We start from the raw sequence: 18,960 nt of genomic DNA on the forward strand, positions 1-18,960 counted from the left end.
TGGAACCGTGAAGTTAAAACTACGGGCAGTTAACGGCTCTGAGTATGGAACAGGCCGTCCACCTCGATGGTATCACGAAGCGGTTCCCGGGGGTCGTGGCGAACGACGACGTCGACCTGGCGGTCGAGAAGGGGACGGTTCACGCACTGCTCGGCGAGAACGGTGCGGGCAAGACTACCCTGATGAACGTCCTCTACGGGCTCTACCAGCCCACGGAGGGGACGGTCAACGTACACGGCGAGGCAAAGCAGTTCGACTCGCCACGCGACGCAATCGACGAGGGCGTCGGCATGATTCACCAGCACTTCATGCTGGTCGACCCGATGACCGTCACCGAGAACATCACGCTCGGCAACGAGCCCCGCAAGTGGCTGGGGCTCACTGTCGACCGCGAGCAGTCCCGCCGAGAGGTCCGTGACCTGTCCGAACGGTACGGGTTCGACGTCGACCCCGACGCCCGCATCGAAGACGTCGGCGTCGGCGTCCAGCAGCGCGTCGAGATTCTGAAGGCGCTGTACCGCGGCGCGGACGTCCTGATTCTGGACGAGCCGACCGCGGTGCTGACCCCGCAGGAGGTCGACGACCTCTTTCGCGTCCTCGAAGAGCTGACAGACCAGGGGAAGACGATAATCTTCATCACGCACAAGCTCGGCGAGGCGATGGAGGCCGCCGACGACATCACCGTCCTGCGGGAGGGCAGAAACGTCGGGACGGTGCCGGCCGACGACATCACCCGCGAGGAACTGGCCGAGATGATGGTCGGCCGCGAGGTGTTGCTCGACCTCGACCGCGAGCCTGCCGAGCCGGGTCGGGCGGTTCTCGACGTCGAGGACCTCGTCGTGGAGGACGACCGGGGCGTCCGCGCCGTCGACGGGGTCTCGCTGGACGTCCGGGCCGGCGAGGTGCTGGGCATCGCCGGCGTCGACGGGAACGGGCAGTCGGAGCTGGTCGAGGCGATAACCGGACTCCAGGTGCCCGACGAGGGCACCATCACGTACGACGGCGTCGACCGGACCACCGACAGCCGACGCGAGCGCATCGACGCCGGGATGGCCTACATCCCGGAGGACCGCCAGGAGCGGGGCCTGGTGATGGACTTCGACCTCGTCGAGAACGGCCTGCTGGGGAGCCAGCACGCGGCCGACTACACCTCGAACGGCCGCATCGACTGGGACTACACGCGCGACCACGCCGAGGAGATAATCGAGGAGTACGACGTGCGGCCCCCGAACGCCGACGCCGACGCGAAGTCCTTCTCGGGCGGGAACCAGCAGAAGTTCGTCGTCGGCCGGGAGTTCGCGCGTGACCCCCGGCTCGTCGTCGCCTCCCACCCCACTCGCGGCGTCGACGTGGGGTCGATGGAGTTCATCCACGACCGCATCAACGCCCTCCGGGAAGCGGGCCGGGCCGTGTTGCTCATCTCCTCGAACCTCGACGAGGTCCAGTCGCTCTCGGACCGCCTCGCGGTCATCTACGAGGGCGATATCGTCGACGTCGTCGACCCCGAGCGCGTGACCGAGGAACAGCTCGGACTGCTGATGGCGGGCCAGCAACCCGACGCCGTCCCGACCATCGCGGCCGACGGGGAGGGCCACCGATGAGCGACGACGGCCCGCAGTCCGGCGGCGACGACACGACGCCGGGGTCGGACGACCGGTGGTCACAGTACCGACAGCGGCTCATCAGGCTGGGCCAGACCTCGGTCGGCGAGCGGATTCTCATCGCCGTCTCGGCGCTGTTGCTCTCTATCGTCGTCGGGACGGTCATCGTCACCGCGGCGGGCCTGCTTGCGACCTGTCGGTCCCCGGCATTGACGTTCGGCGCTACGACGCTGTGTTACGACCCCTTCTACGTGTTCAACCGGCTGTTCCTCGGCGCGCTGGGCGACCCCTTCGCCGGCGGCTGGTCGCCGCTGAACGCCCAGTTTGCGGCGACGCTCCGGGAGACGACGATTCTCGTGTTCACCGGGCTGTCGGTCGCGCTGGCGTTCCGCGCGGGCATCTTCAACATCGGGACGCAGGGCCAGCTCATCGTCGGCGCGCTGGCCACGGCGCTGACGGTGCTGTGGGCCGGCTCGCTGGTCTCCGGGACGCTCGCGCTCGTGCTCCTCATCCCGCTCGGGCTGGTCGCCGGCGCGGTCGGCGGCGGCTTCTACGGGGCGATTCCGGGGGCACTGAAGGCCTACGCCGACGCCAACGAGGTCATCACCACTATCATGCTCAACTTCGTCGCGGTGCGGGTGACGCTGTATCTCGTCCGGAACCACTTCGCCGACCCCACGAGCCAGGCGACGCAGACGCGGACCCTCCCCGTCGAGGGCCAGTTCCCCTCGGTCCTGTTCGACCCGCGGACGGACTTCTCCCTGCTCGCGCTCCTGCTCGCGCTCGTGTTCGTCGGCGGCGTCTACTACCTGCTCGAACACACGGCCTTCGGCTACGACCTGCGGACCGCCGGCATCCAGCCCGCGGCCGCCGAGTACGGCGGCGTCAACTCCGCCCGGACCGTCCTCTCGTCGCTCACGCTGTCCGGCGCGCTGGCCGGCGTCGGCGGGGCCGTGTTCGTGATGATGACGCTGGGCAAATTCCAGACCGGCATCCCGAGCTACGGCTTCGACGGCATCACCGTCTCCATCCTCGCCGGCAACAACCCGATTGGGGCCGTCTTCGCCGCGCTCCTCTTTGGCGTCCTCAAGTCCGGCTCGAACGTGGTCGCGTTCGCCACCGACGCGCCGCCACAGCTCGTCGGCGTCCTCCGGGGGCTCATCATCCTGTTCGTCGCGATGCCGGAGTTCTTCCGCATCATCGGCCGTCGGCTCGCAACGAGCGAGCGCGACAGACAGCCCGCCGCGGCCGCCGGAGGTGGTGCCGATGACTGACGACGGCGTCGTGGCCAGGTTCTCCTCGGCGTCGGGGCGGCTATCCATCGCCGCCGTCGCGGTCGTCACGCTGGTCGCCCTCGCCGGCTTCGGCGTCTTCGCGCCGGCGTCGACGCCCGGCCAGATATTCTGGGTGCTGGCCTCGAAGTCGACGCTGTCCTCGACGCTGCGGCTCTCGGTTCCCATCGTGCTGGCCGCGCTGGGCGGCATCTTCGCCGAGAAGAGCGGCATCATCAACATCGGGCTCGAGGGCCTGCTCATCATCTCCGCGTTCGCGGCCATCTTCGGGGCCGACGCGACCGGCTCGCTGTGGCTCGGCTTCCTCGTCGGCATCGTCGCTTCGACGCTGCTCGCCGGCGTGTTCGCCGCCGTCTGTATCGAGTTCCGTGCCGACCAGATAATCGCCGGGCTGGCCGTCTGGCTCATCGCGCTCGGGCTCGCTCCCTTCGCCTCGCAGGTGTTCTACGGCGGTCCCAACACCCAGAGCGTCGGCACCTTCGACACGATAACCGTCCCGGGGCTGGCCGACCTGCCCTTCTTCGGCGCGCTGTTCGACGCCTCGCCCGCGGTGTACATCATGTTCCTCGCCGTGGCCGTCTCGTGGTACGTGCTGAACCGCACGACCTTCGGCCGCTGGGTCCGGGCCGCCGGCGAGAACCCGAAGGCGCTCGACACCGCCGGCGTCGACGTGTCCCGCGTCCGCTACGCCGCCGTCCTGCTGTCCGGCGTCTTCTCCGGGATGGGCGGGGCCGCGCTCGCCATCAACATCGGCCAGTTCACCGGCAACGGCCCGACGATGGTCAACGGCAAGGGGTTCATCGCCATCGTCGCCTACCTCTTTGGCAACTACAACCCGGTCGGGGCCCTGCTGTCGACCACGCTGTTTGCCGGCCTCGACGCCGTCCAGTTGCGCCTCCAGACGGCCGACGTCATCGCCGTCCCCGACTCGCTGGTCCAGACGATTCCGTTCGTCGCCGTCATCGTCGTCCTCGCCCTGGTGGGCCGGACCCGCCTGCCCGAAGCCGCCGGCGAGCACTACGAGTCCGGCGAGGAGTGAGCGAGGCCTAATCTTCTCCGGACTTGCTTTTACGCAGCAGTAGAGCATGGTTATTGAACGCGAACAGCCAGAACGCCCCTTTCAGTCCTACCCGTGGATGACTACCCAAACTATGCTGGGTGGGCCTCTGGCTGTCCACGACCACAATCTCACTCCGAGCCGCCACTCTTCATAGCCGAACACTGATGTGCGCGGGCGGCACACCACGAACTAGCAAATGTCGCGCCGATACGACCACGCGCGGGTCCAGGAGTACTGGCAGCAGGTCTGGGAGCGGGAGGGCGTCTTCGAGTGCCCGCCCGACGCCGACGACCCGACCTACGTGCTGGGGATGTTCCCCTACACCTCCGGCTCGTTGCACATGGGACACATCCGGAACTACGCCATCACCGACGCGTACGCCCGGTATCGGCGGATGGCCGGCGACGAGGTGTTGCACCCGATGGGGTGGGACGCCTTCGGCCTGCCGGCGGAGAACGCGGCCTACGAACGGGACACAGACCCCGAGTCCTGGACCCGGACCTGCATCGACCAGATGCGCGACGACCTCCGGGAGATGGGCTTTGGCTACGACTGGTCCCGGGAGATAACGACCTGTGACCCGGAGTACTACCAGTGGAACCAGTGGCTGTTCACGCGCTTCTACGACGAGGGGCTGGTCGAGTACGGCGCGGCGACGGTGAACTGGTGTCCGGACTGCGGGACGGTGCTCGCAGACGCGCAGGTCGAGACGCCGCCGGAAGCCGACGACGCCGGCACCGGCCACAGCCATACCCACGGTAGCGGCGTCTGCTGGCGCTGTGGCACGGGCGTCGAGCAGCGCGACCTCGACCAGTGGTTCTTCACCATCACAGACTACGCCGAGGACCTGTACGACGGGCTGGACGACCTGGAGGGGTGGCCCGACGGCGTCCGGGACAGCCAGCGCAACTGGATCGGCCGCCAGGAGGGCGCTCGCGTCACCTTCGACGTCGACCACGGCGACCACCCGACGGTCGACGCCTTCACCACCCGTCTCGACACCGCCTTCGGCGCGACGTACCTGGCGCTCTCGCCCGGTCACGACCTCGCGCGGGCGCTCGCTGCCGACGACGAGGCCGTCGCCGACTACGTGGAGTCGGTCGCCGCCACGGACGACGCCGGGATGAGCGGCGTCGAAACGGACCTCACGGCGACCCACCCCTACACCGGCGAGGAACTCCCCGTCTACGTCGCCGCGTACGTCCTCGACGACGTTGGCACGGGCGCGGTCATGGGCGTACCGGCCCACAACGAGCAGGACCACGCCTTCGCCGCCGAACACGACCTGCCCGTCGAGCAGGCCGTCGAACCGGTCGACGGCAGCGGAACTGACCTCCCGCACGCGCCATACAGCGACGACGGGATGCTCACGAACAGCGCCGGGTACGACGGCCTCGCCAGTTCGGCCGCCCGCGAGCGCCTGCGCGAACACGACGCCGCCGAGTCCGCGGTGACCTACCGCCTGCGTGACTGGCTCATCTCGCGCCAGCGCTACTGGGGGACGCCCATCCCCGTCGTCCACTGCGACGACTGCGGCCACGTCCCGGTTCCCGAGGCGGACCTGCCCGTCGAACTGCCCGAGTACGTCAAGACGACGGGCAATCCGCTGGACGCCGCCGAGGAGTGGAAGCAGACGTCCTGTCCGGACTGCGGGGCCGACGCGGTGCGGGAGACGGACACGATGGACACGTTCGTCGACTCCTCGTGGTACTTCCTGCGCTACCTGTCGCCGCATGGCGAGGCCCAACAGGCCTCGGAACAGGCGAGCGGTGGAACCGCGAGCCACTTCGCGGACGCGCCCTTCGACCAGGCCACCGCCGACGAGTGGCTCCCGGTCGACGTGTACGTCGGCGGCGAGGAACACGCCGTCCTGCACCTGCTGTACATCCGCTTTTTCGCCCGCGCGCTCTCGGACATCGGCCTGCTGGACCGCGAGGAACCGGTCGAGCGGCTCATCAATCAGGGGACGGTGCTCCACGGCGGCGAGAAGATGTCCAAGTCGAAGGGCAACGACATCGCGCCCCACGAGTACGGGGCCGAGACGACGCGGCTGTTCGTCCTCTCGGCGGCCCACCCCTCCCAGGACTTCGAGTGGACCGTCAAGGACGTCTCGACGGCCTACGACTTCCAGCAGACGCTGTACCGGCTCGTCACGGAGTACGTCGACCGAGCCGAGACCCGGACCGAGAGCGCCGACCACGACGCGTACCTGGAGCGGGAAATCGACCGGACCATCGCGGCCGTCACCGAGGAGTACGAGCGCTTCCGGTTCCACCGCGTCGTCAGCGAGCTCCAGCGGTTCGCCCGCCTGCTGGGCCGCTATGCGGGCTACGACCGGCCCTACCAGTTCGCCTACGGCCGGGGGCTGCGGGTGCTGGCTGGCCTGGTCGCCCCCATCGCGCCGTTCCTGGCCGAGGAGATGTGGCAACTGCTCGACGAGGACGGTCTCGTCGCCGAGAGCCGGTGGCCGGAGCCGCTGGGGGACGTCGACGACTACCGCATCGAGCGCCAGGTCGTCCGCCGGACCCTCGACGACGTCCGCGAGATAACGGAGGTCGTCGACATCGACGCGCCGAACGAAATCGAACTGGTCGTCGCCGCCGACTGGAAGTACCGGGCCTACGGCATCGCCCGCGAGTCAGACCCCGACGACGCCATCGTCGGCGAAATCATGGCCGACGAGCGCATCAAACAGCACGGCGACGCCGCCGCCGAGTTCGCCGACCGCCTGGCCGACCGCGGCGCGGGACTCGAACCGATAATCGACGGCGCGCGCGAACTCGACGTGCTCCGGCAGGCCGCGTGGCTGTTCGAAGACGAGTTCGACTGCGACGTGGTCGTCCGGCGGGCCGAACCCGACGACGACCTCGCGGCCAAGGCCCGGCCGAACAAGCCCGCGATTCACATCTCCTGACTACTCGCCTGCGGCCGTATCGCGGGCGGCCTCGTGGGCGTCGGTCACCGCGCCGACCAGTTCCTCCCGCTGGTCGTGGTGTATCAGGTGAGACCGACAGTCACAGTCGGAACAGCCGAAGGCGTCGACGCGGTCGAACCCATCGGCCGTCGGACCGTCGACCCGCCGGGCGACGGCACACTCGACGTCGGCCTCGGTCGTGACGACCCGCTCGACGGTCGTCGCCGCGTCGCCCAGTAGGTAGTCGACGTGCCAGTGCCGGGTGTCGTTGTCGCCGGCGGCGACCGCGCGGTGGCGGTCGATGCGGCCGAACCCGCCGCTGCCCAGCGCGCTTCCGGTGTAGGCGTACCAGCCCGCCGGGAACGCGACGTCCCCGAGCGCGCCGACGGTAATGGGCCCGTCGGCGTCCCGTTCGAGCACCAGCGTGTAGGTGCCGCCGGCCATCCCCGCTTACGCCCCGATGTCGGGGTCGGCCGCGAGGTCGCCGAAGCCGTCGATGCGGAACGCCCGGGAGTCGGTGCAGTCCTCGGTCTCGGCGGCGAGTTCGCCGACGACCCAGTTGAACCGGCGGCCGAACCCGTCGTAGGGCGCGGCCGCGAGCAGGTCGGTGACGCGGTCGGCTGTCAGGTCCTCGTCGTACTCCTCGGCGAAGGCGGCGACGTTCTCGGCGGCTGTCTGTGCGGTCTCGTCGTCGGTCTCGTCGGCGAACGCCGTAGCGAGCGCGTCGGTGAGTTCGGACATACCCGGCCTAACGCGGCGCTGCCACGTATGCGTTCTGAAACGCCGAGCGGTTCTTGTACCGCGGGCGACAACACCGACCAGATGAAGTCGCTGCGTGAAAGCCCCACCGCGGTCACGCTGGCGGTCATCCTCGCCGTGTTCCTCGTCCAGCAGGCCGTCGGCGTGGTGACTGCCCCGCGGAGCCTGTTCGCCCTCTCGCCTCCGCTTCTCGGCCGCCCGTGGACGCTCGTCACCAGCGTGTACGCACACGCCGGCCTGCCTCATCTCCTCGCCAACGCCGTCGGGCTGGCGCTGGCCGGGATCGTCATCGAACGCCGGACGACGCCGCTCCGGTTCCACGCCTTCTTCGCCTCGACCGGCGCGCTCGCCGGCGTCGCGCAGGTCTCGGTGGCTAGCCTCCTCGGCCCACTCGTCCCCGGGATGGTCAGCTACGTCTCCGTGCTCGGGGCCAGCGGGGCGGTGTTTGCCCTCTTCGGGTACCTGCTCGCCGCCAACCGCCTGACCGACACCGTCGTCGGGGGGTTCGAACTCGCGCCGCGGGTCCAGTTGGCGCTGGCCGGCGTCGTCGCCGCCGCGATAACCCTCGCCACTGCGAACCCCGGCGTCGCGCTCGTCGCACACTTCACCGGCCTCCTGCTCGGGTTCCTCGCCGGCCGCGTCCACCTGTTGCGGCCGTCGGACTCGCCGCACACGCCCGGGACCGCGAACTACTGACCGGGGCGGCTGGACGCTCCAGTCGGTGGCACACAATTGGTAGATGGTATCAAATAACCCGGCCACGTACAGTCACGGGATGGGACAAAGTCGCCGGGCCGCGCCGCTGGTCGTCGCGGCGCTGCTGGTGCTTGCCGGCTGTGGCGGGTTCGTCGCCGACGGTGTGGACAGCGGGTCGGCCCCGTCGACCGCCACAGAGGCGGTGCCGACGGACGCGAGTACCCCGAGCGGAGCGAACGGGACGCTGGCGGTCCACTTCATCAACGTCGGCCAGTCGGTGGCGACCCTGCTCGTCAGTCCCGAGGGCGAGACGATGCTCATCGACTCCGGGGACTTCACAGACGACGGCGAGTACGTCCTGCAGTACCTCGACAGACTGGGCATCGAGCGCATCGACCACTTCGTCGTCTCCCACAACGACGCCGACCACATCGGCGGCAACGCGGCCGTCATCAGGCACTACGAGACCGAGGCAGACGGCGTCGGCGCGGTGTACGACCCCGGTATCGCCGCGAGCACGCGGACCTACGAGCGATACCTCGACGCCGTCGAAACCCACGACGTGACGCTGTACGAGACCCGCGAGGGCGACCGGATTCGGTTCGCGGGCGTCGAGACGACCGTGCTCGGCCCGCCGGAGCCGTACCTCGAAAGCGCGGCCCGCAACGAGAACAGCATCGTCCTCCGAATCGAGCACGGCGAGACGAGCTTCCTCTTCACCGGCGACGCGGAAGACGACCAGGAGCGGTACCTCGTCGAGACCTACGGCTCGGAGCTCGGGGCGACGGTGCTGAAGGCCGGCCACCACGGCAGCGCGTCCAGTACGAGCGGGGCGCTGCTCGACGCCGCCGACCCCCGGACGGTCGTCGTTTCGAGCGCCTACGACTCCCAGTACGGCCACCCCAGCAACGAGACGCTCGCGCGCCTCGCGGCGCGGTCGGTGCCGACGTACTGGACCGCCACCCACGGCGACACCGTGCTGACCAGCGACGGGACCGCCGTGACCGTCAGCACGCAACGGGCCGCGCCGACCGACCCGCTGTCGTTGCGTGCCGGCGACCCGATTGCGCCCGGCACGACCGACCCCGTCTCGGAGCGTGCGACCTACCGCGCCGGCTCGTCGCCCCGGACCGACACGCCGGTCGTGACCGACGGCGGAACGCCCACCGGGAACACGAGCGGGGACCTGGTCGTCGACCTGATTCGCGCTGACGCCGCCGGCGACGACCGGGACAACCTCAACGACGAGTACGTCGTGTTCCGGAACGCGGGCGCGGCTCCGCTGGCGATTGGCGGCTGGACGGTCACCGACGAGTCCGGCCGCACCTACGTGTTCCCGGAGGGGGCTACCCTCGGCCCGGACGAGACCGTCACCCTGCACACCGGCAGCGGCACCGACACGGACACCGACCGGTACTGGGGGGCCGGGCGGCCGATATGGAACAACGGCGGCGACACCGTGACCGTGACCGACGCCGACAACGAGACCGTACTGGAACGGAGTTACTGATGCTAGATGGAACCTACACCGCCGTGGTCGACCGAATCGAGGAGGGAACCGCGACGCTCGAACTGGAGGCGGAGGGCGACCTGTACGCCCTCGAAGTCGAGGCGAGCGAACTGCCGCCAGAGGCGCGGACGCCCGACGCGGTCCTGGAGATAACCGTCGCGGACGCGGCGCTCGCGGACGTGACCTACGAGGCGGCCGAAACCACCGACCGGGCGAGCGAGGCCCAGCGGCGGTTCGACCGGCTCTCGAAGCGGCCGCCGCGGGACGAGGAGTGAGACGCGCCGTAGGAGGTTGGTAACAATACGTCTAGCGTGTGTCGTTCGTCGTATGTGGAACAGTGACATAGAGACGGCCGACCCACCGCTCGGGAAGTGCCCGGCCTGTGACGTGACGATTCCGGCGGCGAACCTCGTCATCGCCTACGACACGGCCGGCGACTGGCCCCGGATGCTCGCCGAGTGCCCGGACTGTGAGGGTGCCGTGAACCCGGTGTGACGCCCCGTGGCACCGACCGGAACAGTGAATACACGTAGCCGCGCCGACGCGCCGGCCTATATGTGTAGCAACCACCGATTAGGTGCGGTATACTGTTGTTTCGACCGATGATACCGAGGCCAGACGGGGTGAGCGACGGTGGGGTCGTCGAACAGCGATAACCCCTCGCTCCCCCACCAGAGGGACACCGACAGTCCCGGGGCGACGGACGCCGACCGATACCTCGACGCGCTCGCGTTCGCGGTTCGGGGCGTCTGGACCGTGACGCTCGTCGGCGTCCGCCCGGTCGCGTTCTGGAGCGCGGTGGTACTGCCGCTTTGCTATCTCCCGTCGCTCTACGGCGTCGGTACGGACCAGGACACGGGGCTGTTCGTCGAACTCGTCGCCTGGCACGTCGCGGCTATCCTGCTCGGGCACGGACACACGCCCTTCTGGAGCCGGTAACCCACCAGTTACCAGTGGCGTCGGCTCCGCTCCACCTGAAACGATGGGGGTGTGGTGACGGTTCCCGACCGCGGTATCAGCCGACGAAAACTTCCTCGTCGAGCCGCTCGGTCGCGGTTTCGGCCAGCGTCTTGAGGTTCACCGTGTCCTCCCGGTTGTACGACACCAGCGTTTCGAGTGCACCGTCCCGGCCCTGCTCGTGTTCCCGCCAGAGCCGCACCGCGTCCTGCCCCGAGATGTCCGGTCGGTCCCGCTCGATGCCGATGTCCTGCTCGACCTGTTTGAGCCCGCCCGAGAGCCCGATTTTCTTGCAGGTGTACATGAGGTCAAGGTGTGGCCGGTCGAGGTCGACGTCGAAGTTCGCTTCGAGGAAGGGCACGTCGAAGCGCTTGCCGTTGAACGTCACCAGCAGGTCCGCGCCGTCGAACGCGGCCCGGAGGTTCGCCGCGGTCAGGTCGTCGCCGGCTATCAGCGTCTCGGTGTCGCCGTCCTGGTGGAGGCTCACTGTCGTCACCTGATTGCGGTCCTGGTCGAGCCCGGTCGTCTCGATGTCGAAGAAACAGGCCCGCTCGCGGAAGGTCTCGTACAGCCGCCAGCGCTCGCTGCTGGGAAACGCCCGGTCGAAGTAGGCCACGTCGGTCTCGGCGACCCGCTCGCGCCCCTCGTCGATGAACTGCTGGATGCGGTCGCCGCGCTGCCCGCCGACGACGGCCGGTTCGAACTCGTCCCAGTGGGTGACGCCCCGCTCCCAGATGGACCGCTCGGTCTTCTCCCCGACGCCGTCGGTACCGATGAAACTGTTCTCGACGCGCACGCTCTCGGGTACAGGTTGGGCTGTATGTAAGCCCGTCGGTGACGGCGGCCTCGGGCCGGCGGTCAGTCCCGCGCCGGACCGGCCTACTTCCCACACATCGCGAGGATGCTGTCGTACGCAGACTGGCTCTCGAGCGGTAGCACGACCGTGCTGCCACAGTTCGAACACGCCGTCCGCGACTGCTCGAACGTCCGCTCGCAGAACGGACAGACGTACCGCGACGTGCCGGCGGTGTCGGTTCCGGACATGGTCATACGCGGCGTCCCGTCCCTGAACGATTGTCCGCTACGTGCATACGACGGCCGCGGTCCCGTCGCTATCTGTATAGCGTTCTCCGGACACTGACGCCGACTCGGGTGGGATACCACCGCCGAGGGGTCCGCCTCGCCGTCAGTTTGATTACACGTTCACGTCGAGAGTTTGCGTATGGGTATCGGTGACAATTCAGGACCGGGTCCCAGGGCCGGCCGACCACTGCTCGTCCGCCTCGCCGGCAGACTGGGTGCGTCCGGCGACCGTTCGACCGGGACGTCGGCCGTCTGGGGGCCGCTCACGTGGTTCGCCGTCGCCGTCGTCGCCGTGGAACTGGTCGGGCTGCAGGGGTATCGCCTCCTCACGGGCCAGGTGTTGACGTTCGTCCAGAACCCGCTGTGGCTGGTCAGACCGCTGGTGTTGCTCGGGGCCGCGCTTGCGACGGAGTCGCTGTACCGTCGCTACGACCGGGCGCTCGCCCGGAGCAACATCGAGGCGCGTGTCGACGACGCGTCGCGGTTCGACGGGCTGGTCCCGGACCGGCTCGTCTGGCTGCTCGTCGGCCTGGGGACCGGCTTCACGCTCGTCAACGCCGTCGTCATCCTCACCGTGCCACAGCTCTACGCCGCCGGCGGCGCGACGCGGGTGTTTCGCTTCCTCGTCGTGACGCCCTTCGGCTACGTCCCGGTGCTGGCGTCGTTTCTCGCGACCTACGTCGCCGTCGAGGTGCTGTTGCCCCGGCGAATCGCCGCGGCGGACGTGACACTCGATTACCTGGACCCGGAGCAACTGGGCGGGATGCGACCGGTCGGTGAACTGGTCAAAGTGGCCTACTACTATCTGATGGTCGGGCTCGTCGCCTACGCCGTCGCGACGTATGGCCCGCACATCCTCAGCGGGGCGCTCGGCTACAGCGCGCTGGACGCACCCGGCCTCGCGGTCAACGCCGCGTTCACGGCCGTCTGGGTCCTGTCGGTCGGCGTCATGGCCTACGGCATCTACGTCCTCCACCAGCACATGGCCCGACAGAAGCGCGAACTCCTCTACGACCTCGACAGGCGGGCCAGGGACCACGTCGACGCGCCGTGGGACATCCGGTCGTTCGACGCGCTCAACCCCTCGGCGGAGTACCGCCGGTACCGCAAGCAGGTCGAGTTCGTCACCGCGACGAAGGAGTACCCGGCCACGTTCACGATGTGGACCCAGCTCGGCGTCGGCGTCATGCTACCGAAGGCGCTCCAGCTCCTGCTGGCGGCCGTCTGAGCCGAGCGAAAGCCCGAAGCCGGGCGGAACCACACGATAGCTCATGACGACGTTTCTGCTCGCCACCGGATCCGTCCACGTCACCGCGGCCGCCGCCGACTACCTCCAGGACCGGCTCGACCCCGCTACCGACGAAATCGTCGTGGTCGCCGTCCGCGACCCCGACGCGCCGTCGCGCGACGCGGGTGACGCCGTCAACGTCGCCCGTTCGCGGCTCGCGGCGTTCGCGCCCACGACGGAGACGCGGGCGGGAGCGCCCCTGACGGAGCTACTGGCGGCCGTCGACGAGCACGACCCGGACGAACTCATCGTCGGCCCCCATCGCGGGACCGACGACAGCGACGGCGTCGGCTCGACGGCCGCGGCACTACTCGCCCGGGCCGACCGCCCCGTCGTCGTCGTCCCGCTCCCCTAGCGGGAGAACAGCCCCTCGTCCTCGAAAGTCAGGCCGAGGTCGACGTCGAGCAGGTCCTCGGTCATCGCGGCGACGGCCGGCGCGACCTCGGTATCGGGGTCGGTCGCGAGCGGCCTGGGCGCGGCCGCTCCGATGTGGTCCACCGTGTGTGCCGCGTCCTCGATTGGCTCGGCGTCGTCGCCGTCCACCCGGGCCGCGACGACGGCTGTGGCCGGCGCGCCGATGTCCCGTAGCCGGCCCCGCTGTCTCGGGAGCAGGTCGCTGCCCCGCTGGCTCGCCGGCACCACTAGCGCCCGCCGCTGTGCGGTCGTGACGGCGGCGACAGCCTGGTTCGACGCGACTGGGGGCACGTCCAGCAGGACGTGGTCGAACCGGTCGGCCACTTCCTCGATGGCTCGTTCGAATGCCTGTGCGCTCTCTGCGGTCTTCGCACGGGCGAGGCGCTCGAACGGCGCGTGGGCCGGACAGAGCGCGACCCGCCCGTCGGCGTCGAGCCCCCACTCGAACAGCGCGTCTTCGACCGGCACGTCGCCGACCGCCACCGCGGTCACGTCGGCGTCGAGCCGTCCGTCGACGTAGGTCGCCAGTCCCTGCGTCCCGAAGGCCGCGTCGACGACGGCGACGGACCGCCCGCCCCGAGCCAGCGTCGCCGCCGCCTCGACTGTCAGTCTGGTCGTGCCAGCACCACCGGTACATCCAACGAACGCGAGCGTCGGAACCCCCATGCGTCGCTGTTCGACTATCTTTCGGTAAAAAGATGTGGAATTTTAGTCCCGTTCGGCCACGATGTCGCTCTCGATGGCGTCCAGTTCGGCGTCGGAGAGGTCGGGGCGGTCGGTGACGAGTGCGTGGATGGGGCGGCCGCCGTCCTCGGCGAACCGCGGGACGATGTGGCCGTGGACGTGAGGGACCTCCTGGCCGGCCGCCTCGCCGTTGTTGAACGCGACCGTGCTGGCGGGGGCGTCGACGGCCGCCTCAACGGCGGGGACGAGGTCGTGCAGGGTGGACATGACCGCCCCCGCTACGTCGGCGGGCGTGTCGTTCAGGCGCTCGTGGTGGGCCTTCGGGATGACGAGCGTGTGGCCCGGCGAGAGGGGGTTGGCGTCCAGAAACGCCAGCACGGTGTCGTCCTCGTAGACGGTGCGGCTGGGGATGTCGCCGGCGACGATCTGACAGAAGATGCAGTCCTCGCTCATGGTCGCCCCTGCGTCCGGCGGTCACATGAAGGTTCTAGGTGTCGGCGACGCCGGCCACCGTCTCGGCGATGGCGTCGACGTACCCCGCACGGTCGTAGCCCAGCCGCGAGAGCCACACCTCCTGGTACGAGGGGTGGAGCAGCGGGACGACGGGCACCCCCAGCGCCTCGCTCCGGCGGGGGTCGAGCACGCTGTCGAGGAAGCCGTCCAGGGGGGCGTCGTCGAGGGCCAGCACCGTCTCCGTGGCGTGCCTCCCGGTGGTCACGACGGCCGCCGGGTCGACCGCCTCGACCTCCCTGACGAGGTAAGGCCGACAGTTCGCCAGTTCCTCGGCCGTCGGGTCGCGGTTCCCCGGCGGGTGGCACTTCACCGCGTTCGTGAAGTAGCAGGCGCCGTGGCCGTAGCCGGCGTCGGCGAGCAGGTCGCGGATCTTCCGGCCGGAGCGCCGCGACGTGTAGGCCATGCCGGTCAGGTTGCCGCCGCGCCACCGCTCGGCCTCGGGGTCGCCGTCGGCCGGGGCCTCGCCGACGACCACGAGAGCGGCGTCGAGCGAGCCGTTGCCCCACGAGATGCAGGTCCGGCTCTCGGCGAGGTCGGGGCAGCGCTGGCAGTCCGCGGCGAGGGCGTGTCTCGCGTCGTCGTCGGGGAACTCGGGCACACGCGAGGGCAGGGCCGTCGGCGGCAAAGCGGTGGCGGTCGCTACCACAAGACGTTTGCCGCTGGTGGCCGCCACGGCGCGTGTATGCCCTCCTACGAGTACAAGACGCTCGACGTCGACACCGGCATGTTCGGCGGCAGCAGCGTCCCGCTCGACGAACTGAACGACCTCGGTGCCGACGGCTGGGACGTCGTCGCACCGATAACCGAAAACAGCGGCCAGACCGCCGGCCTCCTCCTCAAGCGCGAGCGCTGACCGCGCCACGAGGTCGCCGGCCCCGCCGTCTGAACGGCACACGCACAATCGATTGTCCTTTATTGCCGGCGGCGGATGGAACGGGTATGGAACGTTTCGCCGCTGTCGACGACCAGTACGACCCCGAGGATGTCGAGGAAGGGGTCTTTTCCTACTGGGACGACGTCGACGCCTACGAGCAGACGAAGGCCTACCGGGCCGACGGCGAGGACTACTTCTTCGTCGACGGGCCGCCCTACACCTCCGGCGCGGCTCACATGGGGACGACGTGGAACAAGACCCTGAAGGACTGCTACATCCGCTACCTGCGGATGCAGGGCTACGACGTCACCGACCGGCCGGGCTACGACATGCACGGCCTCCCCATCGAGACGAAAGTCGAGGAGCGCCTGGACTTCGAGAACAAGAAGGACATCGAGCGCTTCGGCGAGGAGAACTTCATCGAGGAGTGCAAGGACTTCGCCGAGGAGCAACTGGAGGGCCTCCAGTCTGACTTCCAGGACTTCGGCGTCTGGATGGACTGGGACGACCCGTACAAGACAGTGAACCCCGAGTACATGGAGGCCGCCTGGTGGGGCTTCCAGCGCGCCCACGAGCGCGGCCTCGTCGAGCAGGGCCAGCGCTCCATCAATCAGTGCCCTCGGTGTGAGACCGGCATCGCCAACAACGAGGTCGAGTATCACGACGTGGGCAAACCGTCGATTTACGTGAAGTTCGACCTCGCGGACCGCGAGGGCAGCCTGGTCATCTGGACGACGACCCCGTGGACCATCGTCGCCAACACCTTCGTCGCCGTCGACGGCGACCTCGACTACGTCGGCGTCGACGCCGAGAAAGACGGTGAGACCGAGCGCCTCTACGTCGCCGCGGCCTGCGTCGAGGACGTGCTGAAGGCCGGTCGCTACGACGACTACGAGGTCGTCGAGGAACTCACCGGCGAGGAGATGGTCGGCTGGGCGTACGACCACCCGCTGGCCGAGGAAGTGCCGGACCACGCCCAGGGCGAGGGCTCCGGGCAGGTGTACACCGCCGACTACGTCGAGGCCGACCGCACGGGTCTGGTCCACTCCGCGCCCGGCCACGGTGAGGAGGACTTCGAGCGCGGACAGGAACTCGGCCTCGAAATCTTCTGTCCGGTCGGCTCCGACGGTGTCTACACCGAGGACGCGGGCACGTACGCCGGGACCTTCGTCCGCGACGCCAACGACGCGGTCATCGCGGACCTCGACGACAACGGCGTCCTGCTCTCCAGCGAGTCCGGCCACACCGTCCGCGAGGGGCAGTGCTGGCGCTGTGACACCGACATCGTCCGCATCGTCACCGACCAGTGGTTCATCACGGTCACCGACATCAAGGACGAACTGCTCGACAACATCGAGGACAGCGAGTGGTACCCCCAGTGGGCCCGCGACAACCGCTTCCGCGACTTCGTCGAGGACGCTCCGGACTGGAACGTCTCGCGACAGCGCTACTGGGGCATCCCGATCCCGATCTGGCTGCCCGAGGACTGGGGCGGATCGATGGACGACGCAATCGTGATCGGCGACCGCGAGGAACTGGCCGAGCGCGTCGACCAGGACGTCGACCCCGAGACGGTGGACCTCCACAAGGGCACCGTCGACGACCTCACCATCACCGCGGACGGCACGACCTACACCCGCGTCGGCGACGTCTTCGACGTGTGGCTCGACTCCTCCGTCGCGACGTGGGGGACCGTCGACTACCCCGAGGAGACCGAGGCCTTCGAGGAACTGTGGCCCGCCGACCTCATCATGGAGGCCCACGACCAGACCCGCGGGTGGTTCTGGTCGCAACTGGGCATGAGCACCGCCGCGACCGGCGAGATTCCCTACAAGCAGGTGCTGATGCACGGCTACGCCAACATGCCCGACGGGCGCGGGATGTCCAAGTCCAAGGGCATCCTGGTCGACCCCCACGAGGTCATCGACGAGCACGGCCGCGACCCGATGCGGCTGTTCCTCCTCTCCCAGACCGCACAGGGCGTCGACATGAACTTCTCGTGGGACGAGACCGCCGAGATGCAGCGGCGACTCAACATCCTCTGGAACGTCGCGCGCTTCCCGCTGCCGTACATGCGGGCCGACGACTTCGATCCCGAAGAGACTACCGTCGAGGACGTGCGCGACGACCTCGAACTCGTCGACGAGTGGGTCCTCTCCCGGCTCCAGAGCGTGACCGAGGCGATGACCGAGTCGATGGACGACTTCGAGAACGACAAGGCGGTCGACGAACTGCTGGAGTTCGTCGTCGAGGACGTTTCCCGGTTCTACATCCAGGTCGTCCGCGAGCGGATGTGGGAGGAGGAAGACAGCGACTCCAAGCAGGCCGCCTACGCCACGCTGTACCGCGTGCTCGAATCCGTGGCCGCGCTGTTTGCCCCGTTCACGCCCTTCGTCGCCGAGCAGGTGTACGGCGCGCTCACCGGAGAGTCGGGCCACCCGACGGTCCACATGTGCGACTGGCCGGAGGTCGACGCCGACCTGCACGACCCCGTACTCGAACGCGAAATCGAGGTCGTCCGCGAGGTCGAAGAAGCGGGGTCGAACGCCCGCCAGCAGGCCGAGCGGAAACTGCGCTGGCCCGTCACTCGCATCGTCGTCGACGCCGACAGCGACGACGTGGCCGACGCCGTCCGCGCACAGGAGGCCATCGTCGCCGACCGCCTGAACGCCCGCGCCGTCGAGGTCGTCGGCGCTGACGACGAGTGGGGCGAACTCCGGTACTCCGCCGAGGCCGACATGAGCGAACTCGGCCCGGCCTTCGGCGACGACGCCGGCCGCGTCATGAACGCGCTCAACGAGGCCCGCGTCGACGAGCGGTCACTCGATACCCTCGAAGGAACAGTGTCGGCGGCGCTCGGCGAAGACATCGACCTCACCGAGGCGATGGTCGAGTTCCGCCGCGAGACGCCCGACAGCGTCACCGGGACTGAGTTCACCGCGCTCGACGGCGGCGGCGTGGTCTACGTCGACACCGCGCTCACCGAGGACATCGAGAGCGAGGGGTACGCCCGCGAGGTCATCCGCCGCGTCCAGGAGATGCGAAAGGACCTCGAACTGGACATCGAGGCGCGCATCGTCGTGGATCTCGACATAGATGATGAGAGGGTCTCCGAACTGGTTCGGAGACATGAAGACTTCATCAAAAACGAGGTTCGCGCTGACGAGCTAGACGGCGTCGAAGATGGCCATCGAAAAACCTGGGAGGTTGAGGGCGTAGAAATGGATATTGCGATTGCGCCGGTGGCGGCTGCGGAAGCGTCCGATTAGGACAGCGCGCGACCACGGGGAGCGTGTTGCTTTTTCGCGCCGGATT

At 68.9% G+C, this 18,960-nt stretch carries 20 protein-coding genes; 13 read left to right on the forward strand and 7 right to left on the reverse strand.

Annotation, left to right across the window (positions count from 1 at the left end):
- Positions 1-44: 44 nt before the first annotated feature.
- The 4 genes from VI123_RS01335 (at position 45) to leuS (ending at position 6,867) form a co-directional block, all read left to right on the forward strand.
- On the forward strand, positions 45-1,601 hold the full coding sequence (locus tag VI123_RS01335) for an ABC transporter ATP-binding protein (RefSeq protein WP_336336277.1): 1,557 nt from the start codon (positions 45-47) through the stop codon (positions 1,599-1,601).
- Positions 1,598-2,875, forward strand: a complete 1,278-nt coding sequence (locus VI123_RS01340) for an ABC transporter permease (protein WP_336336278.1) — start codon at positions 1,598-1,600, stop codon at positions 2,873-2,875. The genes VI123_RS01335 and VI123_RS01340 overlap by 4 nt, the downstream gene beginning before the upstream one ends.
- 10 nt (positions 2,876-2,885) lie before the next feature.
- Positions 2,886-3,932 carry an ABC transporter permease gene (locus VI123_RS01345; protein ID WP_336337362.1) on the forward strand — a complete coding sequence of 349 codons (1,047 nt, stop codon included), beginning with the start codon at positions 2,886-2,888 and terminating at the stop codon, positions 3,930-3,932.
- A 217-nt stretch (positions 3,933-4,149) separates the two neighbouring features.
- The gene (leuS, locus tag VI123_RS01350; RefSeq protein ID WP_336336279.1) at positions 4,150-6,867 is read left to right on the forward strand and encodes a leucine--tRNA ligase; all 2,718 of its coding nucleotides are present in this window, start codon (positions 4,150-4,152) and stop codon (positions 6,865-6,867) included.
- Here the strand turns inward: leuS and VI123_RS01355 are convergent, their stop codons facing one another.
- Positions 6,868-7,311 (reverse strand): GIY-YIG nuclease family protein, encoded by a 444-nt coding sequence (locus VI123_RS01355; protein WP_336336280.1) that lies wholly within the window; start codon positions 7,309-7,311, stop codon positions 6,868-6,870.
- Between the two features lie 6 nt (positions 7,312-7,317).
- Complete coding sequence (locus VI123_RS01360) at positions 7,318-7,608, reverse strand: hypothetical protein (protein WP_336336281.1); 291 nt, start codon at positions 7,606-7,608, stop codon at positions 7,318-7,320.
- 81 nt (positions 7,609-7,689) lie between these two features.
- Between VI123_RS01360 and VI123_RS01365 the strand changes: the two genes are divergently transcribed.
- The 5 genes from VI123_RS01365 to VI123_RS01385 all read left to right on the forward strand — a co-directional run bounded on the left by VI123_RS01365 (position 7,690) and on the right by VI123_RS01385 (position 10,771).
- A complete protein-coding gene (locus tag VI123_RS01365) occupies positions 7,690-8,322 on the forward strand; it encodes a rhomboid family intramembrane serine protease (RefSeq protein WP_336337363.1) in 633 nt (210 codons plus the stop codon).
- Positions 8,323-8,401: 79 nt separating this feature from the next.
- Positions 8,402-9,832, forward strand: coding sequence for a lamin tail domain-containing protein (locus tag VI123_RS01370; protein WP_336336282.1), 1,431 nt, complete (start codon positions 8,402-8,404; stop codon positions 9,830-9,832).
- Complete coding sequence (locus VI123_RS01375; RefSeq protein WP_336336283.1) at positions 9,832-10,107, forward strand: DUF3006 domain-containing protein; 276 nt, start codon at positions 9,832-9,834, stop codon at positions 10,105-10,107. Before VI123_RS01370 ends, VI123_RS01375 begins: the two co-directional genes overlap by 1 nt.
- A gap of 52 nt (positions 10,108-10,159) precedes the next feature.
- Positions 10,160-10,327: a DUF7837 family putative zinc-binding protein gene (locus tag VI123_RS01380; protein WP_336336284.1), complete on the forward strand. Its 168-nt coding sequence runs from the start codon at positions 10,160-10,162 to the stop codon at positions 10,325-10,327.
- A 138-nt stretch (positions 10,328-10,465) separates the two neighbouring features.
- The gene (locus tag VI123_RS01385; protein WP_336336285.1) at positions 10,466-10,771 is read left to right on the forward strand and encodes a hypothetical protein; all 306 of its coding nucleotides are present in this window, start codon (positions 10,466-10,468) and stop codon (positions 10,769-10,771) included.
- A 76-nt stretch (positions 10,772-10,847) separates the two neighbouring features.
- Here the strand turns inward: VI123_RS01385 and VI123_RS01390 are convergent, their stop codons facing one another.
- Entirely contained in the window at positions 10,848-11,585 is a 738-nt protein-coding gene (locus tag VI123_RS01390) for a ribonuclease H-like domain-containing protein (RefSeq protein WP_336336286.1), read from the reverse strand.
- Between the two features lie 83 nt (positions 11,586-11,668).
- A complete protein-coding gene (locus tag VI123_RS01395) occupies positions 11,669-11,839 on the reverse strand; it encodes a hypothetical protein (protein WP_336336287.1) in 171 nt (56 codons plus the stop codon).
- A 172-nt stretch (positions 11,840-12,011) separates the two neighbouring features.
- Here VI123_RS01395 and VI123_RS01400 point away from each other — a divergent pair, with 172 nt between their 5' ends.
- Both VI123_RS01400 and VI123_RS01405 read left to right on the forward strand, forming a co-directional pair.
- On the forward strand, positions 12,012-13,100 hold the full coding sequence (locus tag VI123_RS01400) for a hypothetical protein (protein WP_336336288.1): 1,089 nt from the start codon (positions 12,012-12,014) through the stop codon (positions 13,098-13,100).
- A gap of 43 nt (positions 13,101-13,143) precedes the next feature.
- Positions 13,144-13,515 (forward strand): universal stress protein, encoded by a 372-nt coding sequence (locus tag VI123_RS01405; RefSeq protein ID WP_336336289.1) that lies wholly within the window; start codon positions 13,144-13,146, stop codon positions 13,513-13,515.
- Here VI123_RS01405 and VI123_RS01410 read toward each other — a convergent pair.
- From VI123_RS01410 to VI123_RS01420, 3 genes are read right to left on the reverse strand one after another with little or no spacing between them, the layout of a single operon-like run.
- Positions 13,512-14,240, reverse strand: a complete 729-nt coding sequence (locus tag VI123_RS01410) for an AAA family ATPase (protein WP_336336290.1) — start codon at positions 14,238-14,240, stop codon at positions 13,512-13,514. The two genes, VI123_RS01405 and VI123_RS01410, sit on opposite strands and share 4 nt — an antisense overlap.
- A 42-nt stretch (positions 14,241-14,282) precedes the next feature.
- Complete coding sequence (locus VI123_RS01415; protein ID WP_336336291.1) at positions 14,283-14,711, reverse strand: HIT family protein; 429 nt, start codon at positions 14,709-14,711, stop codon at positions 14,283-14,285.
- A 34-nt stretch (positions 14,712-14,745) separates the two neighbouring features.
- Entirely contained in the window at positions 14,746-15,369 is a 624-nt protein-coding gene (locus tag VI123_RS01420) for a uracil-DNA glycosylase (RefSeq protein WP_336336292.1), read from the reverse strand.
- 84 nt (positions 15,370-15,453) lie between these two features.
- Here VI123_RS01420 and VI123_RS01425 point away from each other — a divergent pair, with 84 nt between their 5' ends.
- Both VI123_RS01425 and ileS read left to right on the forward strand, forming a co-directional pair.
- Positions 15,454-15,624 (forward strand): DUF4177 domain-containing protein, encoded by a 171-nt coding sequence (locus VI123_RS01425; RefSeq protein ID WP_336336293.1) that lies wholly within the window; start codon positions 15,454-15,456, stop codon positions 15,622-15,624.
- Between the two features lie 86 nt (positions 15,625-15,710).
- Positions 15,711-18,914, forward strand: coding sequence for an isoleucine--tRNA ligase (gene ileS / locus VI123_RS01430; protein WP_336336294.1), 3,204 nt, complete (start codon positions 15,711-15,713; stop codon positions 18,912-18,914).
- The last annotated feature ends 46 nt before the right edge of the window (positions 18,915-18,960 follow it).

It is taken from the genome of Haloarcula sp. DT43, assembly GCF_037078405.1.
Lineage (GTDB): Archaea > Halobacteriota > Halobacteria > Halobacteriales > Haloarculaceae > Haloarcula > Haloarcula brevis.

Excerpts from the sequence above, each read along its gene's own strand:
- VI123_RS01335 (WP_336336277.1), top strand. The coding sequence starts at position 45 with ATGGAACAGGCCGTCCACCTCGATGGTATCACGAAGCGGTTCCCGGGG.
- VI123_RS01340 (WP_336336278.1), top strand. The coding sequence starts at position 1,598 with ATGAGCGACGACGGCCCGCAGTCCGGCGGCGACGACACGACGCCGGGG.
- leuS (WP_336336279.1), top strand. The coding sequence starts at position 4,150 with ATGTCGCGCCGATACGACCACGCGCGGGTCCAGGAGTACTGGCAGCAG.
- VI123_RS01355 (WP_336336280.1), bottom strand. The coding sequence starts at position 7,311 with ATGGCCGGCGGCACCTACACGCTGGTGCTCGAACGGGACGCCGACGGG.
- VI123_RS01360 (WP_336336281.1), bottom strand. The coding sequence starts at position 7,608 with ATGTCCGAACTCACCGACGCGCTCGCTACGGCGTTCGCCGACGAGACC.
- VI123_RS01365 (WP_336337363.1), top strand. The coding sequence starts at position 7,690 with ATGAAGTCGCTGCGTGAAAGCCCCACCGCGGTCACGCTGGCGGTCATC.
- VI123_RS01370 (WP_336336282.1), top strand. The coding sequence starts at position 8,402 with ATGGGACAAAGTCGCCGGGCCGCGCCGCTGGTCGTCGCGGCGCTGCTG.
- VI123_RS01375 (WP_336336283.1), top strand. The coding sequence starts at position 9,832 with ATGCTAGATGGAACCTACACCGCCGTGGTCGACCGAATCGAGGAGGGA.
- VI123_RS01380 (WP_336336284.1), top strand. The coding sequence starts at position 10,160 with ATGTGGAACAGTGACATAGAGACGGCCGACCCACCGCTCGGGAAGTGC.
- VI123_RS01395 (WP_336336287.1), bottom strand. The coding sequence starts at position 11,839 with ATGACCATGTCCGGAACCGACACCGCCGGCACGTCGCGGTACGTCTGT.
- VI123_RS01400 (WP_336336288.1), top strand. The coding sequence starts at position 12,012 with ATGGGTATCGGTGACAATTCAGGACCGGGTCCCAGGGCCGGCCGACCA.
- VI123_RS01405 (WP_336336289.1), top strand. The coding sequence starts at position 13,144 with ATGACGACGTTTCTGCTCGCCACCGGATCCGTCCACGTCACCGCGGCC.
- VI123_RS01410 (WP_336336290.1), bottom strand. The coding sequence starts at position 14,240 with ATGGGGGTTCCGACGCTCGCGTTCGTTGGATGTACCGGTGGTGCTGGC.
- VI123_RS01415 (WP_336336291.1), bottom strand. The coding sequence starts at position 14,711 with ATGAGCGAGGACTGCATCTTCTGTCAGATCGTCGCCGGCGACATCCCC.
- VI123_RS01425 (WP_336336293.1), top strand. The coding sequence starts at position 15,454 with ATGCCCTCCTACGAGTACAAGACGCTCGACGTCGACACCGGCATGTTC.
- ileS (WP_336336294.1), top strand. The coding sequence starts at position 15,711 with ATGGAACGTTTCGCCGCTGTCGACGACCAGTACGACCCCGAGGATGTC.